Source organism: Leclercia sp. UBA1284 (assembly GCF_002308415.1).
GTDB lineage: Bacteria > Pseudomonadota > Gammaproteobacteria > Enterobacterales > Enterobacteriaceae > Enterobacter > Enterobacter pneumoniae.
The window spans coordinates 2,127,477-2,140,222 of the sequence record NZ_DBUS01000006.1 but is presented as its reverse complement, the minus strand read 5'-3'; the positions used below and the strand labels follow the sequence as shown (position 1 = coordinate 2,140,222).

Below are 12,746 nucleotides of genomic sequence, written 5' to 3'. Positions count from 1 at the left end.
TCACCCCGGCCCTCTCCCACAGGGAGAGGGGGAAAGAGTTCCCTCTCCTTGTAGGAGAGGGTTAGGGTGAGGGGATTTATTAGATCTTACATGCGCCGCTTTCGCAGCCATCATCCTGGATAGAAGGAGCCAGGTCATCCTGTGCATCTTCTGCACCGTCACGGGTGTTTTGATAGTACAGGGTTTTCACGCCAAATTTGTAAGCGGTAAGCAGGTCTTTCAGCAACTGCTGCATCGGCACTTTTCCGGACGGGAAACGTGACGGGTCATAGTTTGTATTCGCCGAGATCGCCTGATCGATGAACTTCTGCATGATACCCACCAGTTGCAGGTAGCCATCGTTGTTCGGCATTTCCCACAGCAGTTCGTAGTTGTTTTTCAGCAGTTCATAATCCGGCACCACCTGGCGCAGGATGCCATCTTTCGACGCCTTAATGCTCACGTGGCCGCGCGGCGGCTCAATGCCATTAGTGGCGTTAGAGATCTGCGAAGAGGTCTCGGACGGCATCAGGGCAGAGAGCGTGGAGTTACGCAGGCCGTGGGTCTTGATGGACTCACGAAGCGCGTCCCAGTCCAAGTGCAGCGGCTCGCTGACAATCGCATCCAGGTCTTTCTTGTAGGTGTCGATTGGCATAATGCCTTTTGCATAGGTGGTTTCATTGAACCACGGGCAGGCACCTTGCTCTTTCGCCAGTTCGTTAGAGGCTTTCAGCAAGTAGTACTGAATGGCTTCAAACGTCTCATGGGTCAGGTTGTTGGCGCTGCCATCGGAGTAACGCTTACCGTTCTTCGCCAGCCAGTAGGCGAAGTTGATGACACCAATACCCAGGGTACGACGACCCATTGCACCGCGTTTGGCCGCCGGGATTGGATAATCCTGGTAATCGAGCAGGGCGTCGAGCGCGCGAACCGCCAGCACCGCCAGCTCTTCCAGCTCGGACAGGCTCTTAATCGCACCCAGGTTAAACGCGGAAAGCGTACAGAGCGCGATCTCGCCGTTTTCGTCGTTCACATCGTCCAGCGGTTTGGTCGGCAGGGCGATTTCCAGGCACAGGTTAGACTGACGCACCGGGGCAATCGCCGGATCGAACGGGCTGTGGGTGTTACAGTGGTCAACGTTCTGAATGTAGATACGGCCAGTCGAAGCACGTTCCTGCATCATCAGGGAGAAGAGATCGACCGCTTTCACGCGCTGCTTACGAATGCTGTCATCTTTTTCGTATTTGGTGTACAGACGCTCAAACTCGTCCTGATCGGCAAAGAAAGCGTCGTACAGACCCGGTACGTCGGACGGGCTAAACAGGGTGATGTCTTCGCCCTTCAGCAGACGGGTGTACATCAGTTTGTTGATCTGTACGCCGTAGTCCATGTGACGCACGCGGTTACCTTCCACGCCACGGTTATTTTTCAGTACCAGCAGGCTTTCCACTTCCAGGTGCCACATTGGGTAGAAGAGGGTAGCCGCACCGCCGCGCACGCCGCCCTGAGAGCAGGACTTCACGGCAGTCTGGAAATGTTTATAGAACGGAATACAGCCGGTGTGGAACGCTTCACCGCCGCGAATAGGGCTACCCAGCGCACGAATACGGCCCGCGTTGATACCGATGCCGGCACGCTGGGAGACATATTTCACAATGGCGCTGGAGGTGGCGTTAATGGAATCCAGGCTGTCACCGCATTCGATCAGTACGCAAGAGCTGAACTGACGCGTTGGGGTACGCACGCCAGACATGATTGGCGTAGGCAGCGAAATTTTAAAGGTGGAGACCGCATCATAGAAACGCTTCACATATTCCAGACGGGTGTCACGCGGGTAGTTAGAGAACAGGCAAGCGGCAACCAGAATATAGAGGAACTGTGCGCTTTCGTAGATCTCACCGGTCACGCGGTTTTGCACCAGGTATTTGCCTTCCAGCTGCTTAACGGCAGCATAGGAGAAGTTCATGTCGCGCCAGTGGTCGATAAACCCGTCCATCTGCTTGAACTCTTCTTCCGTGTAGTCTTCCAGCAGATGCGTGTCGTACTTGCCCAGCTCGACCATTTTCACGACGTGATCGTACAGGGCTGGCGGTTCAAACTGACCGTAGGCTTTTTTGCGCAGATGGAAGATGGCCAGACGTGCCGCCAGGTACTGATAATCCGGCGCTTCGCGGGAGATCAAATCTGCCGCGGCTTTGATGATGGTCTCGTGGATATCAGAGGTTTTGATACCATCGTAGAACTGGATGTGCGATCGCAGTTCGACCTGGGAGATTGATACGTTATTCAGTCCTTCTGCTGCCCAGTCGAGAACACGATGGATTTTGTCCAGATTGATACGCTCGGTTGCACCGTCGCGCTTTGTCACCAGCAGACTCTGATTCATGTGGGTTTTTACCTGTCCGTGAAATAAAAAAATATCCCCCGCTTATCCACAGATTCGCCTTGTGACTAACTCTGTGGATAAATACTACATATAGGGGGTTTGCGATAAGAGAAACGCTATATGGTGAGTATTCTAGTATCGAATCATTTCAGTACAAGGGTTGATTTTGACGTTAATTTGAGGTTGTGAAAGGGTAAAAAAGCGTAAGTCCTCGTGCTATAAGGCCTGGACCCCGTGTCAATAATCTAGAAAAAAAATCCAAATTTTGATCAAGTGCTGATTTCTTCAACGACGGGCAAAATTGCGCAACACAGGGTTGCGCATTGTTTATAAGAATTCGTGATGTCGTTAGTCGTTTTTTGCCGTTGTATGCAACATATAATTAACATCAACGCCCGGCCCAAGCTTGAATTTATCCAGAACAGGATTGTAGTGGAGACCGGTCATGTGCTGCTCTTTAAGCCCCGTCTGGTCAACCCAGCTCAGTAACTCGGCAGGCTTAATAAATTTCTTCACGTCGTGGGTCCCTTTCGGCACCATGCGCAGGACATATTCAGCCCCGACCACTGCCATCAGCCAGGCCTTGCCGTTACGGTTGATGGTAGAGAAGAAGACCTGACCGCCGGGCTTAACCAGTTTTGCACAGGCGCTCACCACCGACTGCGGATCAGGAACGTGCTCGAGCATCTCCATGCAGGTCACTACGTCATACTGATGAGCATACTTAGCGGCGTGCTCTTCTACGGTCTCTTGAACATACTCAACCTGTACACCCGATTCCAGCGCATGCAGTCGTGCTACCTGCAGTGGCTCGAAGCCCATATCCAGCCCGGTAACGTTCGCGCCTTCGCGCGCCATGCTTTCTGCCAGAATTCCGCCGCCGCAGCCGACATCAAGCACCTTTTTGCCAAACAGGCCACCGGAGCGCTCGGCGATGTAGCCCAGACGTAGCGGGTTAATACGATGCAGCGGTTTAAACTCGCCTTCAAGGTCCCACCAGCGCGAGGCGACGGCTTCGAATTTGGCGATCTCTTCATGGTCAACGTTGTGACCCACCGACGTTTTTTCGGCATTCATGGGCGCTTTTACTCCTTTTGTGGTCAGACCCGGAAGTATATCAGGTGAAGGGGATGAATAAACCGTATTGGTTTACCTCTTACACCGCGGCTGTGTTATAATTTGCGACCTTTGAATCCGGGATACAGTAGAGGGATAGCGGTTAGATGAGCGACCTTGCGAGAGAAATTACACCGGTTAACATCGAGGAAGAGCTGAAGAGCTCCTATCTGGACTATGCGATGTCGGTCATTGTTGGCCGTGCGCTGCCGGATGTCCGCGATGGACTTAAACCGGTACACCGTCGCGTACTATACGCCATGAACGTATTGGGCAATGACTGGAATAAAGCCTACAAAAAATCTGCCCGTGTCGTTGGTGACGTAATCGGTAAATACCACCCCCATGGTGATACCGCCGTATATGACACCATCGTCCGTATGGCGCAGCCATTCTCCTTGCGTTACATGCTGGTAGATGGTCAGGGTAACTTTGGTTCTGTTGACGGCGACTCCGCAGCGGCGATGCGTTATACGGAAATCCGTATGTCGAAAATCGCCCATGAGCTGATGGCCGACCTGGAAAAAGAGACCGTTGATTTCGTCGATAACTACGACGGTACCGAGCGAATCCCAGATGTTATGCCTACCAAGATCCCGAACCTGCTCGTTAACGGGTCGTCCGGTATCGCCGTGGGTATGGCAACCAACATTCCGCCACACAATATTACCGAAGTCATCAACGGCTGCCTGGCCTATATCGACGATGAAGAGATCAGCATTGAAGGGCTGATGGAACACATCCCGGGCCCGGATTTCCCGACAGCGGCGATCATCAATGGTCGTCGTGGTATTGAAGAAGCGTATCGCACCGGTCGCGGCAAAATTTATATCCGTGCCCGTGCGGAAGTGGAAGCGGACGCCAAAACCGGCCGTGAAACCATCATTGTTCACGAGATCCCGTATCAGGTGAACAAAGCGCGTCTGATTGAAAAAATCGCCGAGCTGGTAAAAGAGAAACGTGTTGAAGGTATCAGCGCGCTGCGTGACGAGTCTGATAAAGACGGGATGCGCATCGTGATTGAGATCAAACGCGACGCGGTGGGTGAAGTGGTTCTTAACAACCTCTACTCCCAGACTCAGCTGCAGGTCTCCTTCGGTATCAACATGGTTGCGCTGCACCATGGCCAGCCGAAGATCATGAACCTAAAAGAGATTCTGAGCGCGTTCGTGCGTCACCGCCGTGAAGTGGTAACGCGTCGTACCATTTTCGAACTGCGCAAAGCGCGCGACCGTGCGCACATCCTTGAAGCGCTGGCCGTGGCCCTGGCAAACATCGAACCGATTATTGAATTGATTCGTCGTGCGCCAACCCCTGCGGAAGCGAAAGCGGCGTTAGTCTCTCAGCCATGGGCGCTGGGTAACGTCTCTGCCATGCTCGAACGTGCGGGTGATGACGCTGCACGTCCTGAGTGGCTGGATCCTGAATTCGGCGTGCGCGATGGTCAGTACTATCTGACTGAGCAGCAGGCCCAGGCGATTCTGGATCTGCGTCTGCAGAAACTGACCGGCCTTGAGCATGAAAAACTGCTCGACGAGTACAAAGAGCTGCTGGAACAGATTGCTGAGCTGCTGCACATCCTGGGCAGCGCCGAGCGTCTGATGGAAGTGATCCGCGAAGAGCTGGAGCTGGTCCGCGACCAGTTTGGCGATGCGCGTCGTACTGAAATCACCGCTAACAGCTCTGATATCAACATTGAAGATCTGATCAACCGCGAAGATGTGGTGGTCACCCTGTCTCACCAGGGCTATGTGAAGTATCAGCCGCTCACCGACTACGAAGCTCAGCGTCGTGGCGGTAAAGGCAAATCTGCCGCACGTATTAAAGAAGAAGACTTTATCGACCGCCTGCTGGTGGCGAACACCCATGACACGATCCTCTGCTTCTCAAGCCGCGGTCGTCTCTACTGGATGAAAGTCTATCAGCTGCCGGAAGCGAGCCGTGGCGCGCGTGGTCGTCCAATCGTCAACCTGCTGCCGCTGGAAGCGAACGAGCGTATTACCGCTATCCTGCCGGTGCGTGAGTACGAAGAGGGCGTGAACGTCTTTATGGCGACCGCCAGCGGTACCGTGAAGAAAACCGCGCTGACCGAATTCAGCCGTCCGCGTTCTGCCGGTATTATTGCGGTGAACCTGAACGAAGGCGACGAACTGATTGGCGTGGATCTGACCTCCGGTTCTGATGAAGTGATGCTCTTCTCTGCCGCCGGTAAAGTGGTGCGCTTTAAAGAGAACGCGGTGCGCGCAATGGGTCGTACGGCGACCGGCGTTCGCGGTATCAAACTGGCGGGCGAAGATGCCGTGGTCTCCCTGATCGTTCCACGTAGCGAAGGGGCAATCCTGACCGTTACCCAGAATGGCTATGGTAAACGTACGGCGGAGAACGAGTATCCAACCAAGTCTCGCGGCACCCAGGGCGTTATCTCTATCAAAGTGACCGAGCGCAACGGTTCCGTTGTGGGCGCGGTACAGGTAGACGATGCTGACCAGATTATGATGATCACCGATGCCGGTACGCTGGTGCGCACACGCGTTTCCGAGATCAGCATCGTCGGCCGTAATACGCAGGGCGTGATCCTTATCCGTACTGCGGAAGACGAAAACGTAGTGGGTCTGCAGCGTGTTGCTGAACCGGTAGATGATGAAGAGCTTGATTCTATCGACGGTACCGTAGCGGAAGGCGATGATGAAATCGCGCCGGAAGCAGACGTAGACGACGATGCAGCGGACGACGCTGACGAGTAATGTCTCCCTGTTGCAAAAGGGCCGGTTTCCGGCCCTTTTCTTTTGCACAAGCAGACAAGTGAACGTTGCGACCCGGCGCGTTTACCGCTACCTTAACCACATTCTTTTTTACCCCGATGGCGGAGCCTCGCCCCCTTGAAATACCTCGTCTCCTTTCGAACTACGCTAAAAGTCTCCCGCTATCTGTTTCGGGCGCTGGCACTGCTACTCTGGCTATTGATCGCACTCTTCTCGGTGTTTTACATCGTGAACGCGCTGCATCAGAAGGAGTCGGAGATTCGTCAGGAGTTCAATCTTAGCTCCGATCAGGCTCAGCGTTATATTCAGCGCACCTCAGACGTGATGAAAGAGCTGAAATACATCGCGGAAAACCGCCTGACGGCAGAAAACGGCATCATGGCCAGCCGTGGGCGTGATAGCAAAGCCGAAGTGCCCGATTTCGAACCGCTTTTCCCGGATTCCGACTGTTCTACGATGGGCAGTGCATGGCGCGGTTCGCTGGAGTCGCTGGCCTGGTTTATGCGCTACTGGCGCGATAACTTCTCCGCCGCCTACGATCTTAATCGCGTCTTCTTAATTGGCAGTGACAATCTCTGTATGGCCGATTTTGGCCTGCGTGATGTACCGGTCGAGCGCGATGATGCGCTGAAGAGCCTGCATGAGCGCATCGTCAAATACCGCAATGCGCCGCAGGATGAGCGGGGCAATAACATCTTCTGGATTAGCCAGGGGCCGCGTCCGGGGATAGGGTACTTCTATTCCCTGACCCCGGTGTATCTGGCGAACCGCCTGCAGGCGCTGCTGGGTATTGAACAGACTATCCGGATGGAGAACTTCTTTACCCCGGGCACCTTACCAATTGGGGTGACCATCCTGGACGAAAACGGTCATCCCCTTATTTCCCTGACCGGACCGGAAAATCGCATCAAGATCGATCCGCGCTGGATGCAGGAGCGTTCATGGTTTGGCTATACCTCCGGTTTCCGTGACCTGGTGCTGAAGAAAAGCTTACCGCCGTCCTCGCTGAGCATCGTCTATTCGGTGCCGGTGGATATGGTGCTTGAGCGGATCCGCATGTTAATCCTGAACTCGGTGCTACTGAACGTGCTGGTGGGGATTGCCCTCTTTACCCTCGCGCGGATGTACGAACGCAAAATCTTTATTCCGGCAGAAGCCGACGCCCAGCGTCTTGAAGAGCACGAGCAGTTCAACCGCAAGATTGTCGCTTCGGCGCCGGTGGGGATCTGCATTCTGCGTACGGTCGACGGCACTAACATTCTGAGTAACGAGCTGGCGCATAACTATCTGAACATGCTTACCCACGAAGACAGGCAGCGGCTGACGCAGATTATCTGCGGACAGCAGGTTAACTTTGTGGACGTGCTCACCAGCAATAACACCAATCTGCAGATTAGCTTTGTCCACTCGCGCTACCGTAATGAAAACGTGGCGATCTGCGTGCTGGTCGACGTCTCGGCCCGCGTCAAAATGGAAGAGTCGTTGCAGGACATGGCCCAGTCGGCAGAGCAGGCGAGCCAGTCGAAATCAATGTTCCTTGCCACCGTTAGCCATGAGTTGCGTACCCCGCTATACGGCATCATCGGCAACCTGGATCTGCTGCAAACCAAAGAGCTGCCGCGGGGCGTAGACCGTCTGGTGACGGCAATGAACAACTCCTCCAGCCTGCTGCTAAAAATCATCAGCGACATTCTCGACTTCTCTAAAATCGAGTCGGAACAGCTGAAGATTGAGCCGCGTGAGTTCTCTCCCCGTGAGGTCATGAACCATATCAGCGCTAACTACCTGCCTCTGGTGGTGCGCAAACAGCTGGGGCTGTACTGCTTTATCGAGCCTGATGTGCCGGTTACCCTGCAGGGAGACCCGATGCGCCTGCAGCAGGTCATCTCTAACCTGTTAAGTAACGCCATTAAATTCACCGATATCGGCTGCATCGTCCTGCATGTCACCCGGGCCGGTGATTATCTGAGTATCCGCGTGCGCGACACCGGGGTAGGGATCCCGGCCAAAGAGGTGGTGAAGCTTTTCGACCCGTTCTTCCAGGTGGGGACCGGGGTGCAACGTAACTTCCAGGGCACCGGACTGGGGCTAGCGATCTGTGAAAAACTGATCAGCATGATGGACGGGGATATCTCGGTAGATACCGAACCGGGCATGGGCAGCCAGTTTACTATTCGTATTCCTCTCTATGCTGCCCAGTCGCCGTCCAGCGTGGTGGTGAAAGGGTTGAGTGATAAACGCTGCTGGCTGGCGGTTAATAACGCCTCGCTGCACAGCTATCTTGAATCCCTGCTGACCCGCAGCGGTATCCGCGTGGCGCGCTATCAGGGTCAAACGCCGGATGCGGAAGATGTGCTGCTCACCGATGATGAACTGGCACAGCCGTGGCAGGGCAAAGCTTCAGTACTCTTCTGCCGTCGTCATATTGGTATTCCGCTTGAGCGTGCGCACGGCGTGTGGGTAAACAGCGTGGCCTCTCCTCATGAGCTGATTGCGCTGCTGGCGCGTATTTGGCGCGTAGAGCTTGAGACCAGCGACGGTACGGCGGCGCTGCCGTCACCGGAAACGGCGCAGTTGAACGACGATATGATGATTCTGGTGGTGGACGATCATCCTATCAACCGCCGTCTGCTGGCCGATCAGCTCGGCTCGCTGGGCTATCAATGTAAAACCGCGAACGACGGCGTGGATGCCCTTAATGTCCTGAGCAAAAACCACATTGATATCGTGCTGAGTGATGTCAACATGCCGAATATGGACGGTTATCGCCTCACGCAGCGGATCCGTCAGCTTGGCCTCACGCTCCCGGTCGTAGGCGTAACGGCCAACGCGCTGGCGGAAGAGAAGCAGCGCTGTCTGGAGTCGGGAATGGATAGCTGTCTCTCCAAGCCGGTCACGCTGGATGTATTAAAACAGACGCTGGCGGTCTACGCGGATCGGGTGAGAAAAGCGCGGGTATAAAAAAACGCCCGCAGGCGTTATTGAGAAGCCGGGCACGCGTAAGCGTAGCCCGGTTTTTTTACGGGGTTAATCTTTATCCGCCGGGCTCAGGGTCACGGAAGAGAGGTAGTTAAGCAGTGCGATATCATTTTCCACGCCCAGTTTCATCATCGCTGATTTCTTCTGGCTACTGATGGTCTTGATACTGCGGTTCAGCTTTTTGGCGATCTCGGTAACGAGGAAACCTTCGGCGAACAGACGCAGAACTTCGCTCTCTTTCGGTGACAGACGTTTGTCGCCATAGCCACCTGCGCTGATTTTCTCCAGCAGGCGAGAGACGCTCTCCGGGGTAAACTTCTTCCCTTTCTGCAGTGCGGCCAGCGCTTTCGGCAGATCGGTTGGCGCACCCTGTTTCAGGACAATCCCTTCAATGTCGAGATCCAGCACGGCGCTTAAGATCGCCGGGTTATTGTTCATGGTCAGAACAATAATCGACAGGCTTGGGAAATGGCGCTTGATGTATTTGATAAGCGTAATGCCGTCACCGTACTTATCTCCAGGCATGGAAAGGTCGGTGATGAGCACGTGCGCATCAAGTTTCGGGAGGTTATTAATCAGTGCTGTGGAGTCTTCAAATTCGCCAACAACATTCACCCACTCGATCTGTTCAAGTGATTTGCGAATACCGAACAGTACAATCGGATGGTCATCGGCAATAATTACGTTCATATTGTTCATGTATAGGGCTACCTTGCTACAGCAAGCTTTTGACGTAGGCGTCAATGTCGCTGATGTATTTTTCTATGCTGGCGGCATCTTTCTCACGAATAAGATGTTCCAGCGTTTCACATAATTGCTTGCCTGGAACCAGATTAAGCATGGCAAACACCCCTTTTAGTCGGTGTGCTGTCTGAGCCAGCGCCGCAAAATCGCTCGCGGCGGATTCAGTATACAGCCTCTTAACATCATCTGGTACTGTGTCTACAAAGAGCGAATAATAACCGCTGGCCTGAAGCTCGGCATTTTCATTACCGCCAAGCGGGGAGTCCGGGATCGTTTCCTGGGCCAGCTGCTCTTCTATTAGTTGTAGTACAGCTTCCTGCATAGCATTGCTCATATTAAAGTTGACGCGCATCTGCCCGGGGCCGATATTTCGCACGCCTGGCTCATCATCGCTTAAAAGCAAGCCGGAGGCAGTAAGATTAGACGGATTATCAGTTAAAAACAGATCATATTCTTGACTTACCAGCCTTTCGTCAGGCGTGATGCAGCTTGCACCCCAGTTTTCCAGCTGACGAACCACGATATTACGAATCTCATTAGAGGTGACGTCAATCATGGCTACCACGTCATCGAGCAGACGTTCATCATCTTCAGCTTCTTGTGCCGTCGCCGCCATTTTTACGTGCAGAGAGTAACGGGTTCCTAGCGATTCGCGGGCTTTAATATTCAGATGACCGCCAAGTTTACGGGCGAGCTGATCGCAGAGCCAGAAGGTGAGGGGGTTGGCTTTACCGTAACTATCCCCCTGGGTCTCGTTCAGGAACGGGAAGTGGAGATTATCGATTTCGCTCAGCGTGACCCCTTCACCGGTATCCAGAATGCGGAAGGTCAAGCGATCGTCTGCCGATTCGTCATTGCTCACTTCAAGGGTGATCTTACCGATCTGGGTGGTGGTGACGGCATACTGAATCAGCAGCAGCAAGATCCGGCGCAGCGCTTCGCGATCCCCGTGACGTTTATCGTTAGCCGGCAACGGGTTGTTAATAAGAAGCTGCAGACCCTTGCGCTTAACAACAGGCAGCACCTCCGGAACGACTTCATCAATCAGATCCTGAATAGAAAACAACTCTGCGTTGCTCTTCCAGCTATCATTCTCCAGCATATTTGCCAGCTGAATCTCGTCCACCAGCCTTACCAGCGTATCGGCGTGTCTGGCAAGCTGCAGACTGTCCGCGCCGTTGAGATGTGCAGCCTCATCGGCCAACGTCTTCAGAGGCTGTTTAAACGCCTCACCAATGTTCTGCATAAAGGCCGCCCGGCCCTGTTGATTTTTTTCATACAGCCGTTGCGCCTGCTTAAGCTTTTTGTTCACCAGCACTTCGCGATCCTGGTCGCGGATAATAAAGATCTGGGTACGCGAAGCCACCTGGCTGCGGAACTGACGAATTTCATACAGCTCATTATTAATGGTGGCCTGAATCACACCCTGATGCTGATCGGCCATCGTGGTGATGTTTTGCAAATTGAGGTGCGGTAGCAGGTGATCGGCGATCTTATTGCTGATAATAGTGCGGTTTGCTTCCTGATCATGCACCAGCAGACCAAGGGGCAATACCGAGACAATTTCTTCATTCAGGGCGCGCAGGACGCGAAGCTCATTGCTGCTTCCGGTATTGACCGGGACATCGCTCTGACGCCCGGACTGCGTACGGAATGTACTGAAACCAAACAGCGCCAGAGCCAACAGGCCAATGTTCAGCAACAGTGGCAATAGAATGTTTTGCAGTGTATCGAGCAGCAGGGTACCAAAAGGCACCTGCCAGACCAGTCGCATCCCGGTACTGTTCAGGGAAGAGGCGATCTCGATCTTCGAGCCGTTGAAAGAGATGCTTACGCTGTCCGGGCTCTCTTTATCTTGTGATGAACGCAGATTTTGCGAGGCAGTATCCGGATCGAGGCGGAAACTATCCAGCGGCATATCCGGTGGGATCAAATCGTTTATCGGCAGGTCGAACGCCACCACCGTTGCCAGATGCCCCGGTTGGTTAAAGGTGGTGCGTAGCGTGAAGTAATGCCCGTTCTGCCATGCCAGGCGGCGTAGAGAAGAGAAACTTTCGCGCTCATCCAGCGCGTTGGCCTGCTGCAACATCTCTGCCCGACGTGTGTCAACGATATTGCCGACCGTGGTCTCTTTAAACCCGGAGGAGAGGTCTTTTAGCGGCAGGGTAGAGATTAAAATCATGCTGTTATCCTGGCCGTTCAGGTAGTACATCGACCAGGGAATAGTTTCGGCGCCCCACAAGGTATCAAGATACGTAGAGATACGTTGCGTCATCTCAAGGGTGGCGCTGTCGTGAGAGCCAAAAATCAGGGCTTCGGTTTTCCGACGCGTCTTCTCAAGATAGTAAACGTCTTGTTTAAGGCGGGTTTCCTGCAAGCCTTCTCCCGAAGAGTTACCAGGCGTTGCAGCGATATTGTCGTAAATCTGCCAGGTGGCATAGCGCCAGGTATCAATGCGTTTATGAAGGGCATGGGTGATATCCACAACCTGATAACTGCGATCCTTTAGCCAGGCATTTACCGCACTCTGCACCATCACGCCCAGGGTGACTAACAGCACAACGATCAATAGAAGAAAGAAACGGGTAATGCTGCCCGGAAGCAGTGAAAATTTACTGGCGGCTGTGGTTTCAGACTGACTCATTGCTATGTTTAACCCGTTATGGCTGCGCTGCAGGCGGAATGGGCAGTATAAAGGGTAATAATCGAATTTCCAGCGTCACGCTACCTGATGAGCTGACTTTTTACGTCAGAAAACCCCGTCCGTTCCTCTGGCGAAA

At 53.7% G+C, this 12,746-nt stretch carries 6 protein-coding genes; 2 read left to right on the top strand and 4 right to left on the bottom strand.

From position 1 onward, the window contains the following. Positions 1–79: 79 nt before the first annotated feature. Together nrdA and ubiG are read right to left on the bottom strand one after the other, a co-directional pair. Positions 80–2,365, bottom strand: a complete 2,286-nt coding sequence (gene nrdA, locus B3511_RS13485) for a class 1a ribonucleoside-diphosphate reductase subunit alpha (RefSeq protein ID WP_040074725.1) — start codon at positions 2,363–2,365, stop codon at positions 80–82. 348 nt (positions 2,366–2,713) lie between these two features. Next, on the bottom strand, positions 2,714–3,442 hold the full coding sequence (ubiG, locus tag B3511_RS13480; RefSeq protein WP_040074727.1) for a bifunctional 2-polyprenyl-6-hydroxyphenol methylase/3-demethylubiquinol 3-O-methyltransferase UbiG: 729 nt from the start codon (positions 3,440–3,442) through the stop codon (positions 2,714–2,716). A 146-nt stretch (positions 3,443–3,588) separates the two neighbouring features. On the opposite strand from ubiG, the gene gyrA reads away from it, so the two are divergent. Continuing rightward, a complete protein-coding gene (gene gyrA, locus B3511_RS13475; protein WP_286783219.1) occupies positions 3,589–6,225 on the top strand; it encodes a DNA topoisomerase (ATP-hydrolyzing) subunit A in 2,637 nt (878 codons plus the stop codon). 135 nt (positions 6,226–6,360) lie between these two features. Further along, the gene (rcsC, locus tag B3511_RS13470; RefSeq protein WP_040074731.1) at positions 6,361–9,204 is read left to right on the top strand and encodes a two-component system sensor histidine kinase RcsC; all 2,844 of its coding nucleotides are present in this window, start codon (positions 6,361–6,363) and stop codon (positions 9,202–9,204) included. A 66-nt stretch (positions 9,205–9,270) separates the two neighbouring features. Here rcsC and rcsB read toward each other — a convergent pair whose 3' ends face one another. Beyond that, the gene (gene rcsB / locus B3511_RS13465) at positions 9,271–9,921 is read right to left on the bottom strand and encodes a response regulator transcription factor RcsB (protein WP_001061917.1); all 651 of its coding nucleotides are present in this window, start codon (positions 9,919–9,921) and stop codon (positions 9,271–9,273) included. A 16-nt stretch (positions 9,922–9,937) separates the two neighbouring features. Next, positions 9,938–12,610, bottom strand: coding sequence for a phosphotransferase RcsD (gene rcsD / locus B3511_RS13460; RefSeq protein ID WP_286782799.1), 2,673 nt, complete (start codon positions 12,608–12,610; stop codon positions 9,938–9,940). Positions 12,611–12,746 lie beyond the last annotated feature (136 nt).

What these genes read in the sequence shown, in the direction of transcription:
- nrdA (WP_040074725.1), bottom strand. Translation starts at nt 2,365, where the DNA reads ATGAATCAGAGTCTGCTGGTGACAAAGCGCGACGGTGCAACCGAGCGT.
- ubiG (WP_040074727.1), bottom strand. Translation starts at nt 3,442, where the DNA reads ATGAATGCCGAAAAAACGTCGGTGGGTCACAACGTTGACCATGAAGAG.
- gyrA (WP_286783219.1), top strand. Translation starts at nt 3,589, where the DNA reads ATGAGCGACCTTGCGAGAGAAATTACACCGGTTAACATCGAGGAAGAG.
- rcsB (WP_001061917.1), bottom strand. Translation starts at nt 9,921, where the DNA reads ATGAACAATATGAACGTAATTATTGCCGATGACCATCCGATTGTACTG.
- rcsD (WP_286782799.1), bottom strand. Translation starts at nt 12,610, where the DNA reads ATGAGTCAGTCTGAAACCACAGCCGCCAGTAAATTTTCACTGCTTCCG.